Below are 22,106 nucleotides of genomic sequence, written 5' to 3' on the forward strand. Positions count from 1 at the left end.
GACAGCGTAGGCAAGCTACACTGCATAGATTGATTAGGCATTGAAGAGGCATTTTTCTTTAAATCTGTAGATTATGACGGGCTGTAACCTTTCCCTGTATCTGGCAGTTCATCGCGACGAGCCCTAATAAGTTTTTCAAGAGCATCGATAGAGCTTGTTTTAAGACCAAAAAGTTGTGTCATTTTACCTTGTCCTTTTTCTAATAGACGGTAAGCAGGACTCTTCTCAATTTCTTCTATTTTATTTTCCAAATCTAACCTATTATCACATTTTTCCAGTTGCGTCTTAAAATCCAATAATATACTTGTCTTTAAAGCATCCCCTACGATTCCCTTATATTTCTGCTTTAATTCCTGAATTTTCTCAAAATCTCCCTTTACCTCCAAAGCATCAAGTGATGCTGGATCAGCATGTGAGCGACCATTACCATTTAAAGTGCTGTGTTTATAAATATTTTTTAACTCACTTTTTAACTCAGTTACCTTTTTAATCATTTCACTTTGATATCCAGAATCAACAATAACTGGTTGTCTGTTTTGTGAAAAATGAAATCCATCAGGCCTTTGAACCAGAGTAACTCCTTTGCCTTCATCTAGAAAATAATGATCCCTGCCATTTGTACCTTTATAATTAATTTTTAGCGTTGATGCAGCGTGATGACTTGAACCATTGACTCTATTGAATTTGGCGTCATATTCACTCTTCATCGCTCGTTCATAGTCAGGTGGAACAGTTACGGTTTGTTTATTTTTACTAAAATGATAACCATCAGGTCTTACTACCAAGGTTATTCCGGTATTCCTATCTAGATAATAATGATCTTTACCATTTGATCCATTAGCCTGTATATCAGGTCTTGTAAATGTTTGGTGACTTGAACCATTGACTCTATTGAACCTGCCGTCATATTCACCCTTCATCGCTCGTTCATAATCAGGTGAAACAGTTACGGTTTGCTTATTTTTACTAAAATGATAACCATCAGGTCTTACCACCAAGGTTATTCCGGTATTCCGGTCTAGATAATAATGATCTTTGCCATTTGATCCATTAGGGTGCATATCAGGTCTTGCAAATGTCCGGTGACTTGAAGGACTGCCTCCCTTGAATTTGGTATCATACTCACCCTTCATCGCTCGTTCGTAATCAGAGGAGACTGTTACGGTTTGCCTGTTTTGACTAAAATGGTAACGACCATCAGGTCTTACTACCATCGTCACCCCAGTATTGCTGTCTAAGTAATAATGATCTTTATTACGCTGATTAACCCCTTTATCTATTAGGTTTGGACGTGGTGGCTCTGAAGCAGCAGAACGATTATGAGTCGTCGCATTTGGGATAACCCAGCCTGCCCCCGGTTGTAATTTAGGTGCTATCTTATCGTGCGATAAATCAACAGTTCTTTTTAAGTCCGAATAAGCTTTCCAGGGATCATCAATAGCTGGTTTTTTTCCTTGAGAACGCAACAGTTCGTTTGCTTCTTCCAAAATAATAATGCCCAACATGTTCAAGCCAGCGCCATCTTTACCGGAAGCCCAATTATCATCCTTATGACTAATTTCTACAGGGAAAATCCCTTCTTCAGCACAAGCCATGGCGGTTTTTCTTAAATCATCATGTTGCTCTAACTTAAGTTTGACAACCGTGCGCATAAAATCAATGCCTTTTGTTTTACCGTTTGGATTATATTTAACATGATAATCCGCATCACAAAGGGCATCGAACTGATGTTTATGATTAAGAAGTTGGCCATTATTTTCTTGGCGAAGCCCAGCATTATTTAAACGATCAATATAGTTAGTCACTAACGTATCGTAATGCCCACGGGGGTCATATTCTTCATTTGTATTTTCAATTTCATCCAACATATCTGTCAAAACAGCCTGAGCCGGATGATGAGGATCATTTAATTTATTTTTCAAATGAAGAATTTTTTGCGCATGAAAAGCATGTTCAGAAGAAGGCCAAAGAAAGGTGCGCTCCTCACCATCGACCATAAGCGTTTGCTTAATAGGTTTATGACCAGGTTTTGTTGTATTGGCAAAAGCACCATAAGGGTCAATTTTAGTATTTTTAAAAGGAGCAATTTTTTGCTGCCCGATTTTCAGATAAGGAAAAGGCATATTTCACCAATAAAAACGCAATAAAATATAATAATAGACGATCTAAATTAAGATAGTATTATCTGATAATTAACAAATGTTTTTTTTGCTTGTCCCAGACAAAAATTGTCATGCCCGCGCGAGCATGACCGATCTTGTTGTCGCAGACAGAAGATGATTTTCATGCTGAATTTTTATAACTAAATTGCTCTCAAGATTCGGAAGTTTTTTTACTATTTAACATCATCACTGCACCATAAGTACTCATTGCAGCGAAAATATGCTTCAAGCTATGGCCGCTGATAATGCCATCTAAATTATAAATTTCCACATCAAGGTGTTCGCATAACTTCGCTAAACTATAGAAGAAAATTATCCATAAATAGGCTTTTAATGGTGGATATGGTTTTGGAAAGAGAATAAGAATGGCCACAATCAATACCACAGAATAAAATTGAACAAGGCCATATAATCTTAAATCCCCATGTCCTGAAATTTCACTCCAGTACCAATACAATACTGAGAAAACTCCACAAGCTAACAAGGGTATTAAAAGCCAAAATCCTAGATTAAAATTAACTCTTTCCATTATGGTTAATGATAGTAATGACATAAATATGAGTGTCATAGGAAGCCTATCCCAAACTAGACGTGCATTATCAGGAGACCAATGGTAATAAGAAGAACCGAAGCCTATTAAAAAAATTCCAGTAAATAATATAAAAAAGACAGTAAGCTCTTTGTTAGTTAAATTTTTCTGCCGCCATTGTCTACCTAATGAATAAAATCCAAGCGTAGCCATTAAAATAAACAGCAAATTAGAAACAACATTCAAAAAATTTGGCATGCCAATCCATTGACGTACATCCGAAAAATGATGATAGCTCGACCATTGCGGAATTCTGGGTATTAAGCCAAAAGTCACGACAACTCCCACCACAATTAGTGTAATTAAAATAAGGCCAGCAAATTTGGAATTAAGCCGTTTTCTATCGTGTTTTCTTTTTTTCATAAGTTAATTATATAACCCTCTACTATCTTCTTTTGCTGGGTTCCCAAGCAAAAATTGTTTCCTGCAAAGAGGGTATCTTAAACAATTATTCCCTTCTTAATATTGTATTAATTTTTTACGTTTATAATCTATCCAAACAAAATTAAGGATTAGTTTATGACACTTAAAGAAATATTCTTCCTCCAAGGTCGGAATATGCTTGGTACTTTAAAAAAAGGCTATGTTAATCCTGATGAATGGGCCCAACTTGCATTTATAACCTGGATTGCTCATACCGCATTACTACCAATAAGCCTTTTGATAGGGGCAACTTTTAAAACCCTATTCGATGTATTAACAAGGTCAAAAATGCCGGTAGATCTCGACAAAGCTACCGATAATGTTGATAAACTGCAGGAGCAAGAACTAAACGCACTTGTAGAGACAATATCTCAATATAACGCTAAATCAAATTCCAGCAGAGACGCTTTAGAAAAATTGCAACAAGCAGACCTACACGAAAAAGCAACTTTTACAAAAGCACATCAAGCTCAAGAAAAAATACTGATGAAAAAAAGAAAAGAAGCTAACCTTGAGGAGATTAAATCCACTCTTGGTGCACTTGCAGACAAAGCGATAATTGAACCCAAATCTGACTTGACTGCAGAGGACAAATTCTTTTTAACCGAGCATGATAGAGAACATAAAAAACTGTGTGCGGATGTAAAAATTAAAACACAAAAAGAGATAATCAAGGAATTTTTAACAGACTCAAAAAATGAAGGAAAAAAATTACATCAACTTATTTGCCACAGCCTCTTTTCTCCAAAAGAAGAAAAAGTGGAGCAAGTCACTGTATTGTCTATAGAAACACCAACTTATCAATGATACTAGTTTAAGAATTTTCTTAAATAGAGAATTCATCTTATATTGCCCATAATCTGGCTTAGATTATGGGCAATAATTTATTTCGGTAATAATTTATCTGTATTTTTAAATCTTTTCTTGAACTACGAAAAAATAAAGAATATTTGCCTATATTTTTCTCCAAATCTACTATTCTTGATTTCTAGCAATAGTGATATCTTTAACCACATTTTTCGTATAGGTAAAAAAGATGACAATGAATAAATTTAAAATTGGCTTGGTGCAGGAAAAATGGACCGAGAATCCCGAGGAACATCAAGATCGCCTTGCAGCAGGTATTTTATCTGCAGCCGAGCAAGGTGCACAAATGGTATGTTTGCAAGAGCTCACATTATCACCTTATTTCTGTACGCGACATGACGTTGACGGTACCCCATATAAAGAAGACATTCATACAGGCCCAACCGCACGCTTTGTCAGCATGATGGCAAAAACTGCAAAAGTAACAATTACCGCTTCTCTGTTTGAAAAAGCTGGATTTAATACTGCTGTTGCATTTAATGAGCTGGGAGAATTGGTTGCTATTACCCGCAAACAACATATACCAAGTGGGGAAAAATACCATGAAGATTATTATTTCCAGCCTGGAGATTCTAATTACCCCATTCATACCTTGGCCGGACATCAATTTGGCTTACCAACCTGTTATGATCAATGGTTTCCAGAATTATCGCGTATTTACGGCTTAAAAGGAGCGGAGGTTCTTGTCTATCCTACCGCCATTGGTGGTGAACCCACCGCACCTGGTTTTGACAGCCAACCGATGTGGCAAAAAGTGATGGTGGCTCAGGGCATTATGGCAAACACGTTTATTGTGGCAGTTAACCGTATTGGCTGTGAAGATGGTCTTGAATTTTATGGCAGTAGCTTTATCAGCACACCTATGGGTGAAATTTTAGCGCAAGCGCCTCGCGATAAACCTGCGGTTTTAGTTGCTGAACTGGATTTTAATCAACGAGCACTCTGGGGACGATTATTCCCCTTTGCGAGACAACGGCAACCTGAAACCTATCACGAATTACTAAAGCCCCATCAACCTAATTTGGAAACCCCCTAATGATCAATAAAGCTTTATCCAATGAGAACTTATACAATATTGCCCATTGGGGCGAAGGGTATTTTACCATCAACCCACGAGGTAATATTGAAGTTAGCAAAAATTCAGACAGCGTTGGGGTAGAATTACAAAACATTGTCAATGCGGCTAGCCGGGCAGGGTTACAGTTACCTCTTTTAATCCGTTTTACTGATATTCTTCATGACAGGGTTGTCAAACTTAACGAAGCATTTGCAGAAGCAATTGCCGAAAACGATTATCGTGGCACATATAAACTCGTTTATCCAATTAAAGTGAATCAGGAATCAAGTGTTGTTCGTGAACTTTTAAAAGCACCTAAATATTCCGTTGGACTTGAAGCAGGCAGTAAACCTGAACTGATGGCAGTCATTGGTTTGCTTGGTCAAACTCCTTCAACCATTGTTTGTAATGGTTATAAGGATAGCTCTTATATTCGTACCGCATTGATTGCTCAGCAGATGGGGCATGAGGTATTTATTGTTATAGAAAAACGCTCTGAATTAGACATTATTCTTAAAGAATCTGCTCGTCTGGATATAAGACCAAAAATTGGTGTTCGTATTCGTTTGGTCACGAAAGGAGCAGGTAAATGGGAAAATACCGGTGGAGCTAAATCCAAATTTGGCTTAAACGCTGAGCAGGTTCTTGATTTAGTGAAACAATTGAAAGCAAGTAATTATTTAGATTGCCTGCAACTAATGCATTGCCATTTAGGTTCGCAAATAGCCAATATTCGCGACATTCGCCATTGCATGCAAGAAGTGGCTCGCTACTATGTTGAATTACGACATTTACAAGCCCCTATTAACACCATTGACGTCGGCGGTGGTTTGGGCGTGGATTATGAAGGCACTCATTCTACTTCGGATTGCTCAATGAATTATTCCATTAAAGAATATGCAACTAATATTCTTTTAGCACTTCGCCCCCTCTGTGAAGAAGCGAATATGCCAGAGCCTAATTTAATTTCTGAATCAGGTCGCGCGCTAACAGCCCATCACGCCGTTTTAGTAACGAATATCACGGATGTTGAATTAATCAAAAAAACACGTGAATTGCCTTCTATTGAACCTGATGAATCACATGTCATTCGCGATATTTGGAATACTTATCAAACTATGGCAGAAAACTCACCGAGTGAAATATACAACTATGCGTCATTAGCACTCGATGAAGCGAATTCGTTATTCAAACATGGTGTCATAAGTCTCCAGGAAAAAGCAAAAGTCGAACAACTTTTTACCGCCATTTGTTTTGTTATAGAAGAACAATTAGATGAAACAAATCCTGGTGATAAAGAATTGCTTAATACGATTAATGAGCGCATGGCTGCAAAAATATTTTGTAATCTTTCTTTTTTCCAATCCTTGCCAGATGCTTGGGCCATAGGGCAGATATTTCCTGTAGCACCTATTTCTCATTTAAATGAAAAACCTAGCATGCATAGCATCCTCCAGGATTTAACCTGTGATTCGGATGGAACTATTAAAAAATACACCGGGAGTGATGCAATTAATACGACATTGATGCTGCCCCCATATAACCCACAACAACCCTATGCACTTGCTTTCTTTTTAGTAGGGGCTTATCAGGAGATTTTAGGGAATTTACATAATTTATTTGGTGATACCAATTCATTGGACGTAAAACTACTTGCAAACGGTCAATTTGAAATTACCGATCTTATTAGCGGTGATACGGTAACGAATGCATTAAATTATGCGCATTTTGATACTAAAAGACTGCTCTTATCTTATGAGAAACAATTGATTCAAGCAGAATTACCCAATGAAAAGATTCAAAGTTATCTCAATGAATTGCGAAGTATTTTTAGCCAATTAACTTATCTTGATAGTAATAAATAAAGGATCACTATGCTTACACCTAAACAAGCCGGTTTCAAAATGCCTCCCGAATGGTATCCACATGCTGCCTGCTGGATGGCTTGGCCTCGTCATCCAGAAACCTGGTCTTTTATTGGTCTTGACCGTGCACGACTTGCTTATGCTCATGTGGCGCAAGCTATCGCTCACTATGAGCCTGTCATCATGTTAGTTCATCCAGGCGAAGAAGCGTTAGCTCGTCAACTCTGCGGTGAAAAAATTGAGCTGATGACTTTGGAACTGAATGACTCCTGGACTCGAGACACAGGTCCCACTTTTTTAATTAATGCGCAAAATGAATTAGCCGGAATTGATTGGATTCATAACGCCTGGGGCGGTAATTATGCCGATTGCGCCTTGGATAATAAGATTGCTGCTGCGGTGATCGAAAAAACAAAAGCCCACTATTTTCATGCGCCTCTGGTCATGGAAGGTGGATCATTTCATGTTGACGGTGAAGGTACTGTTCTAACCAGTCGCGAATGCCTATTAAATCCCAATCGTAATCCCCAACTATCCCAAAGCGAAATTGAGACTTATCTTAATAATTATCTGAATACTGAAAAGGTTATTTGGTTAAATAAGGGGTTACTTGGAGATGAAACGGACGGACACATTGATGAAATTGCCTGTTTTATTGGTCCAGGGAAAGTCTTGGCATTAATTACTCATGATAAAGAGGATGCCAATTATCAAACACTGCATGAAAATTTGGAAATATTAAAATCAGCTACGGATGCCAAAGGTCGAGCACTTGAAGTGTTTACAGTAGAACAGCCACCTGCAACTTATCTTCATGGTGAACGACTAACCTTGTCCTATATTAATTTTTATTTAGCCAATAAGGGAATTGTCATGCCAGCTTTTGGTCATCCTAAACAAGATAAAGCTGCCTATGAGCTTTTTACGCAACTTTTTCCGACGTATTCTATTTCTCAAATTGACGCCTTAGACGTTTTTGCTGGTGGTGGCGGCATTCATTGCATTACTCAACAACAACCGGCAACTTGATTTTAAGCCGAACTGATAGACTTAAATTTTGACTCGAACTGCCGATCAATTTGGACATCCAGGTTAAAATTTTAAGTCATCAGTAGCATTTAGTAACTAATCATTGATTCAGCAGAGATTTTAAAGGATTCTATCCAAAATTCGCGGTTTTTAAGGAAAAAATAAGATGAGCACTTTGGTATGGCAACCTAACGAACCTAAGGCGAGCAGAATGTGGGAATTTATGCATTTTGCCGGTGAGAAGTATCAGCAAAAGTTTACGGACTATCAGCAGTTGCATGAATGGTCCACTCAGAAACCCACACATTTTTGGCAAACACTCTGTGATTATTTTAAGCTAACTTTCGATACACCTGCTACGGAAATTCTCAACAACTACAAGCGGATGATAGATGCTGAGTGGTTTTCTGGGGCTACATTTAATTTTGCCGAAAAACTATTAAGTCGTCATGACGATCACCCAGCTTTAGTGAGTGTAAATGAGAATGGTGAACGACGAACACTTACTTATAAACAATTGCATCAAGAAGTTGCCTCTTGTGCTGCAGGCTTGAAAGAAGCAGGCGTAGTTGCCGGGGATCGCGTTGCAGCGATTATGCCCAATGTTTCTTACACCATCATTGCCATGTTGGCGACCACCTCTTTAGGGGCTATCTGGTCTTCCTGCTCCCCGGATTTTGGTGCGCAAGCAGCCATCGACAGGTTAGGTCAAATTGAACCAAAAGTGCTTTTCGCCTGTGATGGTCATCAATATTTGGGTAAAAAACATGATGGCATCGCTAAAATTTCAGAAATTTCTGCAGCTATGCCTACACTGGAAAGAGTAGTCATTTGCCCAATCATTCACAGTAAAAATAAATTTAACACCTTAGCCAATGCTACAGATTGGGAAAATTTTGTGAAGCCAGCCACAATGTGTCAATTTAAAAGCATGCCCTTTTCGCATCCTATTTATATTCTTTTTTCTTCAGGAACGACAGGCAAGCCCAAATGTATAGTTCATGGAGCCGGTGGGACATTGCTACAGCACATGAAGGAACTGGGTTTACACACCGATATTCGCAGCCATGATAATCTTTTTTTCTACACCACCTGTGGCTGGATGATGTGGAATTGGATGGTGACTGTTTTAGCTTTAGGCGCTACTTTAACCCTTTATGAAGGAGCACCGGCCTATCCTGATGCTAATCGGTTATTTCAATTGATTGAAGAGGAAAAAATTACGGTTTTTGGCACCAGCGCCAAATTTATTTCCAGCGTGGAGAAAGCAGGAGCCAGCCCTCGTTATCAATTTTCACTAAAGAGTTTACGAGCAATTTTATCCACAGGCTCTCCTCTTTTACCAAAGAATTATGATTTTGTTTATGAACAAATAAAACCTAACGTGCAACTCAGTTCCATTTCAGGCGGCACAGATATTGTTTCCTGCTTTGCCTTAGGAAATCCTCTCTTACCTGTGTACCGTGGTGAGCTACAATGTTTAGGTCTTGGTATGGCCGTAAATGTATTTAACGAAGAAGGGCAACCTGTTCGCTCTGAAAGAGGTGAGCTGGTATGTACAAAGCCATTTCCCTCAATGCCGGTCTGTTTTTGGAGGGATATCGATAAAAAAGCCTATAAACACGCCTACTTTGAACGTTTTGATAATGTCTGGGCTCACGGTGACTTCGCCGAAATTACTCCACACAATGGTTTAATCATCTATGGACGCTCAGATGCAGTATTAAATCCTGGAGGTGTTCGGATCGGCACTGCGGAAATTTATCGCCAGGTAGAAAAAATTCCAGAAGTATTAGATAGTGTTGTTATTGGCCAAGACTGGCAAGACGATGTTCGCGTTATCTTGTTTGTTAAGTTAAGAGAAAGCTTACAACTTAATGAGACTATCGAAAATAACATTCGTCAAACTATTCGTCATAATGCTTCTCCACGCCATGTACCTGCAAAAATTTTGCAAGTACCTGATATTCCTAGAACAATTAGTGGCAAGGTGGTTGAAATTGCTGTTCGCCAGATAGTTCATGGCGAAACAATTAATAATCTCCAATCCTTAGCCAATCCCGAAGCCTTGGATTTCTTTAAAAATCGACAGGAATTAAACGATTAAAATATAACCCGAAACCCACCAAAGGACCTATATAACCCAGATCTGTGATGCCACTATAGCAAATTTTTTGTTCCATTTAGAATCTGTCATGCTGCTACGCCGACATGACAGGTGTTTTGTTCTGTCCTCACCATCATGTAAAGATAATTTACTTAATGATACCTTAATATTAATTATGTTAGATTAATCGTCTTTTTTGTTTCTAAAGGACACAAATGTGGTATGAAAAAATGCTTCATTCTCTACTTATAAAAGTGAAAGTAGAAGAACAAAAAGAAGCTCTAAGGTTTATTAACGATCTTGCCAGTTTTTTAACAAAATTACATCTAACAGATCAATATCCGGGCGTCCGTTTTTTGGATAATCTTGATAAAATAGTCACCCGAAACATTCCCATAGATGCTCGTGTTATCGATTGGCTTATCCAAGTTACCATTTTCCCCAACCTTAAAAAAATACCTGTTATCACTTCTTTCAACCATTTAATTCAGAAAATTGAGAATAAATATGGTAAGGGTTTAGCCAGATTGGTTTTTAGCAGATTGCAAAATAAATGCGAGTATCAGGAAATTTTACCTTTTGAATTGGTCTTAGGAATCGTGCAAAAAATGCATGAAAAATACGGCCCCAAGGCTAATGCTTCCGTTAGTTTTGTTGACTTCGCCCGTGATTTATTTAGCCTGAGTCTCATCTACAGTAAAAATGTCGAAGACAAAGGAATCTTGAATAGTTACTTTTTGCCCTTTTTTGCAACAACTAGCAGACTAAAGATCCTTGGACTACCTCATCCCACTTGGCAAGATCTGATTACGAGTGAAATAAAGGGCTTAGAGAAACAGCAATTAAGGCAGCTTGATTTTAGTCTGAAGGTTAATTTCGATTTTATTGCAGACCTTGCCTACTATCACAACTCCATTCCTTTAGTAGATGAAATGATTAATTTTTTTAGGCTATCGCGTTGTTGTCATTCTTTTCCCTATATTGTCGAAAAAGAAGATTATTTTACAAAGTTTGTCTTAAGTTTACAGCGAATCAAATTACAGCTTGAAGTAGAACAATATCCTACTCAGAATTTACATTCCTTTTTTCCCTCAACACCCATACGCTCAGGAAGACCAGCATCAACACCGAAACCCGCTATGGCTTCTCGAGCTTCTCAAAATGTCCACACAGCTCGACCTCAAACAACTCAATATTCTGCGCTTTTTGGGGGTAGCTTTGATTTATTTTCTCAATTACGTTCCGAGTTATCCTATAACAGTAGAGCTCAATCTTCATACTCCGATGAAAAAGGACAACTTTTAGAGCATGATATTGCCTACATACGTCAATAGCAGGTTATTAAAGACTCGATGTATTTCAAGTAATAAAAAAGGCCAGAGTTCTGGCCTTTTTATATTTATAAAAATCTCATCTTAAAAACTGTATTAAAGACTGCTCTTAGGAGTTTCAACTGTCATCTTTGCTCCTTGCTCAGATTCCTTTCCTGTCTCTTCAGAGAAAAATGTATGAATATTGGCTCTCTTAGCTACTACTTTACGTTTTATACATGGGACTTCTGAGTAATTAGTTGAATCAGCTTCCAAAGGGCGCTTACCTGATGGTCTCGCAGCCTTTTTCTCAACTTCCAGGTATTTCACTCTTGAAGCTTCAACATTCTCCAGAGAGGTATAAAGCTCTGATAATTTTTTTATAAACTTTTTATTCTTAAATAAAGGAGCAAAGGTTTCCCGATCTTCTTCACGTTGTTCTTTTAGCATTTCGGCATCTTGCCCCGTAAAATCAGCAGGTTGCTGACTCTTTAGTACGCGATCAAGAAATTGCAGCTTTTCTTGAAGAGGCAAAAACTGCTGAAATTTATTCATATGAGCAAGGAGCACGTTTCGTTGGTCTCGTTGATTTGTTTTGCTTTTATAAGTAGTATCCTCTGTTTTAAATCTTTTTTCTTCCCTATCGATTTGCCTCAATCCAATGCTTTCCAATTGCCCAAAAACGTTCTGAGCTGCTATTTGAAAATTATCATTAGCAGCATTAGCAATGGTTTGTAATGATTTTAAGAGCTTTGTACTAAGATTTAATTCCTGCGTATAGGTATTGAAATCTTTTAATATGTCTTTCTCAAATTTATCCAAGGCAGGAAGTAAGATCTCACATTCTGGATGCTCAGCAATTACTTTTCTAAATGCCTGAATTCTTTCTTTAAATTCCGAGCGGCTTTCTAAAGGTGTTTTTTCGCCAATTAGCCGTTGCAACCAAAGATTAGAGATAACCAACTTCTCGGAAAATGCTGGCGCTACACGATAAATAAGTTCCAAATCTTCTTTTTTTACAAAATCAGGTAGCGCTGTCAATTCTATGTCTGCTTCTTTTAACTCTCTTTGCAATAAAGTCCATTTGTTTAATACCTTATCACCAAAGCGTAATACCAATTTTTCAATTTTATTAGCGCGACGATTATCCTCTCTTAGCTTATCTAATTGATAGTTTTTGAATAATTCCTCCAGATAAGCCAACCTATTTTTGTCTGTTATACTTAATTGGTCTTTATCTTTTTTCTCTAGGGCGACCTTTTCATATAACATTGCTTGCTTTTGTTCGGGGTTTTTATCCAATTCATGAATAGATGGTGGCGTATTCACCACTTTTTTAAACTCTTGAAGTAAATGCTGATATTCTTTTTTAATTTGCTTGGTTACATTATTATGCTTAGTCTGAAGTTGCTTCATTTGTTGTAAATCAATTGCCCTTTTCATAACATCTCGCATTAATACCGTATTGGATAGATCTATTGACTATAGCACTAGTTTATTAAGCCAAAATTACACAATATGTATAATTTGTAAAGTTAGATTTCATTATAGTTAACATAGGAAAAAAACTTTACAGAATTTTAACTTTTTAAAATTAAAGTCTGCCTATAGCAGTTTCTTTTATTCCAAATTTAAGATACTATGCCCTACTTGCGCCGATTTGAACTTCAGCTTGCGGGCGCTCAATAGTCTTACTATTGTAAATACGGCTAAAGCGGGTTTTCCTTCCTTCTTTTGCCCCGCATGCTGTCATCTTAGGTTTATATAATGATTGAATTGAATGGATTAAATAAATCCTATGGAAATACTGTTGCTTTACGGAATGTTAATCTTTTTATCCAAGAAGGTGAGATTTTTGGCATTATTGGCAGAAGTGGTGCAGGCAAATCCACCTTATTACGAGCTATTAATTTATTAGAGCGTCCTGATAGTGGTGAAGTAATTATTGATAATGAAGATCTTACAGCCCTCTCTGTTGCGGGATTGCGTATTGCTCGCCATAAAATGGCAATGATTTTCCAGCATTTTAATCTTTTAAATTCTAAAACTGTCTATGACAACATTGCACTTCCTATGCGCATACAAGGCATATCGGAAGTTGCCATTAAAAATAAAATTGAAGAATTATTACCCTTGGTTGAGTTGCAAGATAAAACCAACTTTTACCCACATCAACTTAGTGGTGGCCAGAAACAACGCGTTGCTATAGCACGTGCACTAAGTTGTTCTCCCAAAATACTACTTTGTGATGAAGCGACCTCTGCCCTTGATCCTGAAACAACCAATTCCATTCTGGAGTTACTGAAGAAAATTAGTACTCTCTATGGAATAACGATTGTCTTAATCACACATGAAATGGATGTAGTTAAACGAATTTGCCATCGATTAGCACTTATGGAAGCAGGAGCAATTATTGAAACAACATCTTTAGCCGGTGCATTCAATAACAAAGAAAGTCAAGCCAGAAGCATGTTATATGCGCAATTGAGTCCGCAGTTACCCGCATGTCTAAGTAACTCTTTATCAAACGTACCCAATAACAAGCCCCTGTTACGTTTATTCTTCCAAGGAGAAAATGCAACAGTTCCTTTCATTAGTAAAGCCAGTCGTGAGCTTCATCTGGATATTAATATTTTGTTAGCCAACATTGATCGTTTTGACATGATTACCTGTGGGGTACTAATTGTTGAACTAGTGGCAGATAGCGATTTATTAAATTTATTTATCAAACGCTGTGAAGAGTCTAATTTAACCGTGGAGATTTTAGGGTATGTCACTGACGATGCTTTATGATTTATTAGTTGCTAGTGGCGAAACTCTCTATATGGTTATCGTCAGTACCCTATTTGCGACTTTACTGGGCTTACCTTTAGGAACGCTTCTTTTTAGTAGTACAAAAATTAAGCCTCACCCAATGCTGAGTCGTTTTATTTCGGGATTTATCAATTTTAGTCGCTCCATCCCTTTTATTATCTTGTTAGTTGCATTAATTCCTTTTACACGCCTGATCGTAGGTACCTCCATCGGCATTCATGCAGCTATGGTTCCGCTTACCTTAGGTGCCACACCTTTCTTTGCCCGTCTGGTTGATAATATTTATCAAGCTCTCCCAAATGGATTAATTGAAACTGGATTTTCTATGGGAGCCAACACTTGGCAAATGATCCGTTTCATTTTGTTGCCAGAAGCATTCCCTTCCTTAATTCAGGCCATTACGGTTACAGCAATTACCCTAGTAAATTATTCTGCCATGGCCGGCACCGTAGGTGGTGGTGGTTTGGGTGATTTGGCAATTCGTTATGGTTACCAGCGCTTTAATGTAAGTGTCATGTTAGCAACAGTCATTGTGTTGGTGGTCATTGTACAATTACTACAAATGTGGGGCGATCGCCTTGCTCGTCATTTTACTCATAATTAAACAAGGTAATACAACAAAGGAGATGAGAGTTAATGCGTATTTTCAGTCTGTTAGTTTTAATATTTAGTTTGGTTGCTTGTAATAAACCTTCTCCGAACACTTTAACAATAGGTACTATTGCAGGACCTGAAACTGACTTAGTCGAAGTAGCTAAAGAGGTCGCTTTAAAAGAATACGGGCTAGACATAAAAATTGTAGAATTTAATGACTATAATTTGCCCAATGAAGCTTTAGACGATGGCAGTTTAGATGCCAATATTTATCAGCATCTACCTTATCTGCAGGCAGCAATGAAAGCCCACGGTTATAATCTGGAGGCAATCGGTAAAACTTTCGTATATCCTGCGGGGATTTATTCCAATAAATTTAAATCAGTCGCGCAATTACCCAACAATGCAACAATTGCAATACCCAATGATCCCAGTAATGAAGCACGCGCCCTGCTACTCTTGAAAAAAGCAGGTTTAATCACTCTAAAAAATAATAATACTGCCGTTTCAGTTGCCGATATTGCCACTAATCCTAAGCGTTTAAATATCAAAGAATTGGACGCAGCCCAGTTACCTAGAGTATTGACAGATGTGGATGCAGCAGTCATTAATACAACATTTGCAATTCCTGCAGGCCTTAGCCCTTCTCGCGATGCCATTTATATTGAAAATAAAGATTCTCCCTATGCGAATTTAATAGTCATTCGTCGCGATAGCACGAAAAAGCCCCAGCTTGAAGAGTTTGTTAAAGCGATGAACTCACAAGCCGTTAAAACCAAGGCGAAAGAGCTTTTTGGTGATGCGGCCATTCCTGCCTGGTAAACATTCAAAGCATCAAATGCTTAATTATAAGTTAAGCTTTTTGATGCTATACTGAAATCTATTAGGTTTTAGCAGGAATAGTTATGGGCCTCTTTAATCAACCTCTTTTTCGCATGCTTAGCACGACTAAGGAATTAGACAAATACTTTACTCTTGAAAAACGTAAAGAATTTTACGAAAGATATTTACAAAGCGTTAACCTCAGTAAAGGTTTAACCGGAACGGATGGTTTTGATAAGTATCAAGAAAATCGTTTGCGCGGTATTGATGATTTTCTTAATCTCACCCAAACTATTCCGGGGAAAGATGCCCAGGGAAAACCCGATTCAAGTAAAGATGTGACTAAACCTATACTCACAGGACCTTGGGACAAGTTAAAAGATACCACTAATCCTCACGTTTCAGCAGTTAGAAACCAAATACAAACCGCTCTTGTGGACACGCCCCAACTAACGGGTGCTTTAAAGCAGTTTAATGAGGATATTCAAAAAATTAATGCGGCCCTCGCAGAAGTTCCACCAACGATTGACCCGAGAAATCTTCGCGGTATTCTCCATGTAGCCAAAGCAGACGCTGTGGATGCAATTAAAGCACATCAAGCACAAGCCAAGCAGCAGATTGAAGATTTGTTTACTGACTCATCCTTTACCGATGAATTAAAAGCCAGTATGAACTTGACAGATGACACGCAACTGGGACGAGTCAAAAAAGAAATGCTGAGCGCTTTAGATAAATCAAATGCCGAACAACTCAAACAGTTTGAAGATAGCTTTAATAAAAGTATTAATGATATTCATTCTCTTCATCAAAAAGAAAAAGATCGTATTGCTTTCATTGCTGCAATGCGTCAAACCAATGATAAAGAATTTCGGGATGCAATCAACGCCTTAGCCGAGAAGAAAAAAGCAGAACTTAATTTGCCGCCTCAGCCTTTACAATTGAGCCTCCAACCCGATAAGAATAATATTGATCTCCGCGGTGTTAATGTCGCTGATCTACCCATCTTGAAAACCATTACCGGAAGAAAAATTGATATAGGCGAAGATGGCACCATGCATTTACAACTTCCTAAAGGTTTGTCGTTTGAAGGTGCTAAATATTATAATAGTCGTCATCAAAACGTGGATTATGATTTTCAAAGTTTGGCAGAAGCTTGTAAAGCCTGCGGACATGATGATGTCGTAATTAACGTAGACTATAAAGATGAAAAAGAAGCCGATGAATACGCTCGCCGTATGTACGAAGCTTGTGTTAATGCCGGTTTTGAACCAAGTAAAATTACCGTTAAAGTTAATGGTGTTGAAAGAAAATTAGAAGAAGTTGCCGATAAGGAAGGTAAGAAAACACCTGGTTTATTTGATGGCGAACCACACCGTTACGGCCGTGTTAAGGAAGTGGCCAAAGCTATGAAGGCAGAAAGGGAAAAAGAAGCTCAAGAACCTAAAGGTGCGGACTTGAACAAATATAAAAAAGAGTTGCAAGATCTGCGTCAACCACCTACTCCTCCTGTAGATCTCACCGATACTAATACACCTCAGCAAACTTTTAGCTAACAATTCCACTGTTAATAACAGTGGAATTCTGTTATTTTGAAAGAATTGAAAATCTGCTGACATTTCCCCTTTCTTTTAGGGTAAAAATGTTATTGTTGCATAAGCGCAACAATCTTACGTTGTTATGGATTAAACTTTGTATAGGGAGATAGTCATGACCATTCGCCGCTTTGAGGATTTTGAAGCAGAAATTGACGAACACGTTGATAACCAGGAAGTTAGTGAATCCGGATTAAGCACAAAACTGGAAAGACGCCGACGAATTGAAGAGCTTTTTGAAGAAAAACGTCTACGAGAAGAATTAGACGAATTTGATTTAATCTAATCTAACAAATACTGTTTGCTTTTGGTATAGCAGCCCAACCGTCCAACTGCTTTATTTATAACTACCCCAATATTTATACTGAATGCCTGCGAGGAGTTTCAGTAATCTGATATTACTTCCTTCCTATCCAATAACTCATTCAGGAAAATAAATATCAAAACGCACAGTTTTTCCTGGAATTGTAGTATCAGGGTTTAGAAGAGCAGAAAGACTTTGAGGCCATTTTACAACAACTCGTCTCTGCACTTTTGTTTTGGCAAGTGTCAGGAGATCGAGCACCTTATCATCTCTTGCAATTAACTGCTGTAATACTTGCATATCCTTTTTCACCAGTGCACTTTTTTGTCGTTCGGGGTGCATGGGATCAATATAAATAACGTCAGGATACTCAGAGGGTAATAAATTCTGCAAAAAATCATAAGAATCGATTAAATACAACTTAAGATTCATCAGTTTCTTGGAATGCTCATCGCGACAACTTAAGGCATCTGCTAACAACGTGGCCAAAATTGGTTGTCGTTCTAACATAATAACTTCAGCACCAAAACTCGCGAGTACCGCTGCGTCGCGCCCCCATCCCGCTGTAGCATCAACAATACGTATACCCTGAGTGGGTTTACAGGCACGCACCAAACCTTGTTTTTTTCCTGCGTCGCGACGCTTTTGCCAAGTTGATAGCGTAAAATCTGCATAGAGTGGGGTAAAATCATCAATCTTCAGCACCAATCTATCTGCCTTGACTAGCAGCTGCTGTTTAGCCTGATTATCTATTGGTAATGTTAAGATTTGAGCAAGCTCTTTTGCACGCTCAAATTGCTCTTCTCCTTCATAGGCAATAGCTATATCGTTAGTCATTTTTCGATAATAAAAAAGTCACGCAGTCCATTAATGAATGAAACACTGGGACATGAGCATAAGCTTGCAGACCTACCCGATCAGTCATAGGTGAAAGAACCACCATTGGTGCGGCTCCAGCAGCCTCAGCAGCCTGAATATCTGATACCCGGTCACCAACAAAAGGAACGCCTGCTAAAGAGCAATTCAAATGTTCTGCAAGTGCACGCAACATTCCTGGTTGCGGCTTTCGACATGTACACCCAGCATCAGGCATATGAGTACAATATTCAATCGCTTCGATTTCTCCTCCAGCCGCACGTACGTCGTTCAATAATTTTCTGTGAATTGCTGCCAGCTCTGTTTCACTATACAAACCACGTGAAACGCCTGATTGATTGGTTGCAACCCCAATGCGATAACCTGCTTTTGTTAGATAGGCAATAGCTTCAATACTCCCTGGCAAAAAAATAAATTCCTCAACGGATTTAATATAATGCAGGGAATCCTGGTTAATTACGCCATCCCTATCTAACAAGATGATCTTATTCATTGATTCAACTGCAACAGAGAAATGTCAGCAACGCTTTGCAATAACGTTTGCAGACGAGCCAAAAGTTGCAATCGATTATTCTTGATTGCCTGTTCTTCAACCATAACCATCACATGCTCAAAAAAAGCATCCACCGGCTCTCGCAATCTGGCAAGTTCCGTAAGAATGGTTTTATAGTCCGCCACGCCATAGAGTGGTTTAACTGCCTCTTCTGTTCTACACAAATGAGTAAAGAGCGATTTTTCAGCCCCCTCTTGAAGCAGAGTTTCGTCAATAGAACGTTGGTTTGCTGCACTCTCTACCTGCTGTAATAAATTATTAACGCGTTTACAGGCAGCAGACAACACGGTTGCTTCTGGCAATAACACAAATTCAGCTAAAGCAGTAACTCGTTTGTCAAAATCATACAGCCAATTTTCCTGGCGAGCACGAACAGCCTGGAAAAGATCGATGCTGATGTTTTGATTATGGTAATAAGATTGCATTCGTTCAATGATAAAAGGTTGTAATTCAACTATAGCTGCTTTATCACCTGGTAATTTATCACCATAGCTTGCGACTGCTTCGGCGATAAGCTCGGATAAATTAAGTCTAGCAGAGGTCGAAATTAATAAACGGGCTACAGCCAAAGCATGACGGCGCAATTTAAATGGGTCTTTCACTCCAGACGGTTTTTGTCCAATCGCAAAAATCCCCACCAAGGTATCAAGTCTATCTGCTAAGGACATTGCCAAACCCAGAGGAGAGGAAGGTAATTGATCGGCAGCAAATCGCGGCATATATTGCTCGTTCAAAGCGACTGCTACTTCTGACGTTTCACCATCATGAAGAGCATAGTAATAGCCCATTAATCCTTGTAATTCCGGAAACTCACCCACCATACCTGTCATTAGATCACATTTAGATAATTGAGCAGCGCGGCTGGCTTGTTGCTTATCTAGATTAAGAGGAATACATAATGTTTCCATCAACTCTTGAACACGATCCGTTTTATCCCTCAAAGTACCTAATTTAGCCTGGAAAATCACTTTATCAGTTGCAGGAATATGATGACTTAAGGGTATTTTTTGATCTTGATGGAAGAAGAATGCAGCGTCACTTAGTCTTGCACGCATTACTTTCTCATTTCCAGTCGCTACTTGTTGTGGATTGGAGCTTTTTATATTTGCCACAGTAATGAAATGCGGCAGTAATTTTCCTGATTTATCCTGCAAAGCAAAACATTTTTGATGAGATTGCATAGAAGCGATTAATGCTTCAGCGGGGACTTGTAGAAACTCCTGCTCAAAATTGGCAATTAACGCTTCGGGCCATTCGACAATTGATGTGACCTCATCCAGTAAACTTTCTGGCATGATTGCTTGCGCATCATGTTTTGCAGCAAGCTGTTTAACTTGCCTGATAATCATTTCTCGTCGAGCTGAGAAATCAGCAATTACAAATGCTTGTTGCAGCAAGGCACTATAATCTTGAGGTTTGATAATCTCAAGTGCATGAGGATGATGAAAACGATGGCCATAAGTTAATCGCCCGGTTTGTACATCTAAAATTTTACAATTAATCAATTCCTGACCTAATAACAAAACAGCCCAATGGATAGGACGCGCAAACTCTGCTTCGCCATCACCCCATCGCATGGGTTTAGCAATGGGTAAACCACTAATAGCTTGATTAATTAACCCAGGTAATAGTTCTTTAGTTTTTGCTCCTTCACTTCGAGACTCATAAACTAACCATTCACCTTTATCCGTGGTATTAATTGCTAAATCTGCGATTGTCACACCACAAGATTTCGCAAAACCAAGTAATGCCGGGGTAGGCTGACCATCGACACCATAAGCGGCAGCCAAAGCGGGTCCTCGTCGCGATAATGTTTGTGCGGGCTGCTCTTCCTGGAGGTTTGTAATTAAAACAGCCAGTCGTCTAGGTGTAGCAAAAGAGTTAACTTCACCATAACCGATTTGTGCCTTATCTAAGGCCGTAAGAAGATTATCAGTTAACGCTTCTGCTAAAGGCCATACTGCACCAGAAGGAAGCTCTTCACAGCCTAATTCGAATAAAAAATCATTTGCCATCACACACCCTTTGCATAGGAAAACCTAGCGCTTCACGCGCATCATAATAAGCTTGCGCCACCGCCCTGGATAACTGGCGTACTCGAAGAATAAATCGTTGCCGTTCTGTAACGGAAATAGCACGCCTTGCATCTAATAAATTAAATGCATGGGACGCTTTCATAACCATTTCGTAAGCGGGTAAAGGAAGATTCAAGGCAACCAATTTTTGTGCTTCTGCTTCGTAATAATCGAAATGCTTAAATAAGACATCGACATTAGCATGCTCAAAATTATAAGCCGACATTTCAACTTCATTCTGGTGAAAGACATCACCATAAGTAACTATTCCCTGCGCTGTCTTGCTCCAGGGAAGCTCAAACAGATTATCAACTCCGAGAACAAACATGGCAATGCGTTCAAGACCATAGGTGAGTTCGCCTGTAACAGGCTTACAAACCAATCCACCCACTTGCTGGAAATAAGTAAATTGGGATACTTCCATACCATTTTGCCAAACTTCCCAACCTAATCCCCAGGCACCTAACGTTGGTGATTCCCAGTTGTCTTCAACAAAACGGATATCATCAGCAAGTGGATCCACGCCCAATGCGCGTAGAGAATCCAGATATTTTTCTTGAATATCGAGAGGCGATGGTTTTAATACCACCTGAAATTGATAATAATGTTGTACACGATTTGGATTTTCACCATACCGTCCATCTGTAGGCCGACGAGAAGGCTGTACATAGGCCGCTGACCAGGGCTCAGGCCCTATGGCCCGTAAAAAAGTAGCTGGATGGAAAGTGCCTGCTCCAACTTCCATATCCAAGGGTTGTAGTATTACACAACCTTGGGCAGCCCAAAATTGCTGCAGAGTTAAAATAATATCTTGAAATGTGCTAGGCTTTGTCATACTTATCTCGATACTGCTGAATGCCCGATAGTAACACTCTTTTCGTTTATACATGAAGAAAATACATCGATTTTACGGGACAAAATCATGTTGTAATGTCGTGTCATCCCACCTACGTGGGAATAACACAAATTTTAGTAACCGTTCACAACCCACGTCATCCAGAGCGAAGCGAAGGATCCCCTGAATGTGGCATAGCTATTTTACCTAAAAATCATGCCACATTCAGGGG

18 protein-coding genes are annotated in these 22,106 nt (G+C 38.8%); 11 read left to right on the forward strand and 7 right to left on the reverse strand.

Annotation, left to right across the window (positions count from 1 at the left end; all coding sequences use genetic code 11):
* Positions 1–71: 71 nt before the first annotated feature.
* Together PXX05_RS10025 and PXX05_RS10030 are read right to left on the reverse strand one after the other, a co-directional pair.
* A complete protein-coding gene (locus PXX05_RS10025; RefSeq protein ID WP_275088088.1) occupies positions 72–2,123 on the reverse strand; it encodes a hypothetical protein in 2,052 nt (683 codons plus the stop codon).
* Positions 2,124–2,313: 190 nt separating this feature from the next.
* Entirely contained in the window at positions 2,314–3,114 is an 801-nt protein-coding gene (locus tag PXX05_RS10030; RefSeq protein ID WP_275088089.1) for a ceramidase domain-containing protein, read from the reverse strand.
* Positions 3,115–3,270: 156 nt separating this feature from the next.
* Here PXX05_RS10030 and PXX05_RS10035 point away from each other — a divergent pair, with 156 nt between their 5' ends.
* From PXX05_RS10035 to PXX05_RS10060, 6 genes are all read left to right on the forward strand, one after another.
* Positions 3,271–3,981: a hypothetical protein gene (locus PXX05_RS10035; protein ID WP_275088090.1), complete on the forward strand. Its 711-nt coding sequence runs from the start codon at positions 3,271–3,273 to the stop codon at positions 3,979–3,981.
* 229 nt (positions 3,982–4,210) lie between these two features.
* Positions 4,211–5,077 carry a carbon-nitrogen hydrolase gene (locus PXX05_RS10040; RefSeq protein ID WP_275088091.1) on the forward strand — a complete coding sequence of 289 codons (867 nt, stop codon included), beginning with the start codon at positions 4,211–4,213 and terminating at the stop codon, positions 5,075–5,077.
* Positions 5,077–6,963: a biosynthetic arginine decarboxylase gene (gene speA / locus PXX05_RS10045; protein WP_275088092.1), complete on the forward strand. Its 1,887-nt coding sequence runs from the start codon at positions 5,077–5,079 to the stop codon at positions 6,961–6,963. Before PXX05_RS10040 ends, speA begins: the two co-directional genes overlap by 1 nt.
* A 9-nt stretch (positions 6,964–6,972) precedes the next feature.
* Complete coding sequence (locus PXX05_RS10050) at positions 6,973–7,992, forward strand: agmatine deiminase family protein (RefSeq protein ID WP_275088093.1); 1,020 nt, start codon at positions 6,973–6,975, stop codon at positions 7,990–7,992.
* Positions 7,993–8,158: 166 nt separating this feature from the next.
* The gene (locus PXX05_RS10055) at positions 8,159–10,099 is read left to right on the forward strand and encodes an acetoacetate--CoA ligase (RefSeq protein ID WP_275088094.1); all 1,941 of its coding nucleotides are present in this window, start codon (positions 8,159–8,161) and stop codon (positions 10,097–10,099) included.
* A 215-nt stretch (positions 10,100–10,314) separates the two neighbouring features.
* Positions 10,315–11,433, forward strand: coding sequence for a hypothetical protein (locus PXX05_RS10060; protein WP_275088095.1), 1,119 nt, complete (start codon positions 10,315–10,317; stop codon positions 11,431–11,433).
* A 93-nt stretch (positions 11,434–11,526) separates the two neighbouring features.
* Here the strand turns inward: PXX05_RS10060 and PXX05_RS10065 are convergent, their stop codons facing one another.
* Positions 11,527–12,852: a hypothetical protein gene (locus PXX05_RS10065; RefSeq protein WP_275088096.1), complete on the reverse strand. Its 1,326-nt coding sequence runs from the start codon at positions 12,850–12,852 to the stop codon at positions 11,527–11,529.
* Between the two features lie 324 nt (positions 12,853–13,176).
* Here PXX05_RS10065 and PXX05_RS10070 point away from each other — a divergent pair, with 324 nt between their 5' ends.
* From PXX05_RS10070 to PXX05_RS10090, 5 genes are all read left to right on the forward strand, one after another.
* Positions 13,177–14,202 (forward strand): ATP-binding cassette domain-containing protein, encoded by a 1,026-nt coding sequence (locus PXX05_RS10070; RefSeq protein ID WP_275088097.1) that lies wholly within the window; start codon positions 13,177–13,179, stop codon positions 14,200–14,202.
* A complete protein-coding gene (locus PXX05_RS10075; RefSeq protein ID WP_275088098.1) occupies positions 14,180–14,827 on the forward strand; it encodes a methionine ABC transporter permease in 648 nt (215 codons plus the stop codon). The genes PXX05_RS10070 and PXX05_RS10075 overlap by 23 nt, the downstream gene beginning before the upstream one ends.
* A gap of 32 nt (positions 14,828–14,859) precedes the next feature.
* Positions 14,860–15,639, forward strand: a complete 780-nt coding sequence (locus tag PXX05_RS10080; RefSeq protein WP_275088099.1) for a MetQ/NlpA family ABC transporter substrate-binding protein — start codon at positions 14,860–14,862, stop codon at positions 15,637–15,639.
* An 83-nt stretch (positions 15,640–15,722) separates the two neighbouring features.
* A complete protein-coding gene (locus tag PXX05_RS10085; RefSeq protein WP_275088100.1) occupies positions 15,723–17,192 on the forward strand; it encodes a hypothetical protein in 1,470 nt (489 codons plus the stop codon).
* Positions 17,193–17,346: 154 nt separating this feature from the next.
* Positions 17,347–17,517 (forward strand): PA3496 family putative envelope integrity protein, encoded by a 171-nt coding sequence (locus PXX05_RS10090; RefSeq protein WP_275088101.1) that lies wholly within the window; start codon positions 17,347–17,349, stop codon positions 17,515–17,517.
* A 135-nt stretch (positions 17,518–17,652) separates the two neighbouring features.
* On the opposite strand, the gene PXX05_RS10095 is transcribed toward PXX05_RS10090, so the two are convergent.
* Genes PXX05_RS10095 through glyQ form a run of 4 tightly spaced genes read right to left on the reverse strand, consistent with a single transcriptional unit; the run spans position 17,653 to position 21,874 of the window.
* On the reverse strand, positions 17,653–18,372 hold the full coding sequence (locus tag PXX05_RS10095) for a class I SAM-dependent methyltransferase (RefSeq protein ID WP_275088102.1): 720 nt from the start codon (positions 18,370–18,372) through the stop codon (positions 17,653–17,655).
* On the reverse strand, positions 18,365–18,904 hold the full coding sequence (gene gmhB, locus PXX05_RS10100; RefSeq protein WP_275088103.1) for a D-glycero-beta-D-manno-heptose 1,7-bisphosphate 7-phosphatase: 540 nt from the start codon (positions 18,902–18,904) through the stop codon (positions 18,365–18,367). The genes PXX05_RS10095 and gmhB overlap by 8 nt, the downstream gene beginning before the upstream one ends.
* Positions 18,901–20,979, reverse strand: a complete 2,079-nt coding sequence (gene glyS / locus PXX05_RS10105) for a glycine--tRNA ligase subunit beta (protein ID WP_275088104.1) — start codon at positions 20,977–20,979, stop codon at positions 18,901–18,903. Before glyS ends, gmhB begins: the two co-directional genes overlap by 4 nt.
* Complete coding sequence (gene glyQ / locus PXX05_RS10110; protein WP_275088105.1) at positions 20,969–21,874, reverse strand: glycine--tRNA ligase subunit alpha; 906 nt, start codon at positions 21,872–21,874, stop codon at positions 20,969–20,971. Before glyQ ends, glyS begins: the two co-directional genes overlap by 11 nt.
* Positions 21,875–22,106 lie beyond the last annotated feature (232 nt).

The organism is Legionella cardiaca (genome assembly GCF_029026145.1).
GTDB lineage: Bacteria > Pseudomonadota > Gammaproteobacteria > Legionellales > Legionellaceae > Tatlockia > Tatlockia cardiaca.

Coding starts and splice junctions, on each gene's coding strand:
- gmhB (WP_275088103.1), bottom strand. CDS start 18,904: ATGAATAAGATCATCTTGTTAGATAGGGATGGCGTAATTAACCAGGAT.
- glyQ (WP_275088105.1), bottom strand. CDS start 21,874: ATGACAAAGCCTAGCACATTTCAAGATATTATTTTAACTCTGCAGCAA.
- PXX05_RS10040 (WP_275088091.1), top strand. CDS start 4,211: ATGACAATGAATAAATTTAAAATTGGCTTGGTGCAGGAAAAATGGACC.
- PXX05_RS10025 (WP_275088088.1), bottom strand. CDS start 2,123: ATGCCTTTTCCTTATCTGAAAATCGGGCAGCAAAAAATTGCTCCTTTT.
- PXX05_RS10035 (WP_275088090.1), top strand. CDS start 3,271: ATGACACTTAAAGAAATATTCTTCCTCCAAGGTCGGAATATGCTTGGT.
- PXX05_RS10095 (WP_275088102.1), bottom strand. CDS start 18,372: ATGACTAACGATATAGCTATTGCCTATGAAGGAGAAGAGCAATTTGAG.
- PXX05_RS10090 (WP_275088101.1), top strand. CDS start 17,347: ATGACCATTCGCCGCTTTGAGGATTTTGAAGCAGAAATTGACGAACAC.
- PXX05_RS10080 (WP_275088099.1), top strand. CDS start 14,860: ATGCGTATTTTCAGTCTGTTAGTTTTAATATTTAGTTTGGTTGCTTGT.
- PXX05_RS10060 (WP_275088095.1), top strand. CDS start 10,315: ATGTGGTATGAAAAAATGCTTCATTCTCTACTTATAAAAGTGAAAGTA.
- PXX05_RS10075 (WP_275088098.1), top strand. CDS start 14,180: ATGTCACTGACGATGCTTTATGATTTATTAGTTGCTAGTGGCGAAACT.
- PXX05_RS10050 (WP_275088093.1), top strand. CDS start 6,973: ATGCTTACACCTAAACAAGCCGGTTTCAAAATGCCTCCCGAATGGTAT.
- glyS (WP_275088104.1), bottom strand. CDS start 20,979: ATGGCAAATGATTTTTTATTCGAATTAGGCTGTGAAGAGCTTCCTTCT.
- PXX05_RS10055 (WP_275088094.1), top strand. CDS start 8,159: ATGAGCACTTTGGTATGGCAACCTAACGAACCTAAGGCGAGCAGAATG.
- PXX05_RS10070 (WP_275088097.1), top strand. CDS start 13,177: ATGATTGAATTGAATGGATTAAATAAATCCTATGGAAATACTGTTGCT.
- speA (WP_275088092.1), top strand. CDS start 5,077: ATGATCAATAAAGCTTTATCCAATGAGAACTTATACAATATTGCCCAT.
- PXX05_RS10085 (WP_275088100.1), top strand. CDS start 15,723: ATGGGCCTCTTTAATCAACCTCTTTTTCGCATGCTTAGCACGACTAAG.
- PXX05_RS10030 (WP_275088089.1), bottom strand. CDS start 3,114: ATGAAAAAAAGAAAACACGATAGAAAACGGCTTAATTCCAAATTTGCT.
- PXX05_RS10065 (WP_275088096.1), bottom strand. CDS start 12,852: ATGAAAAGGGCAATTGATTTACAACAAATGAAGCAACTTCAGACTAAG.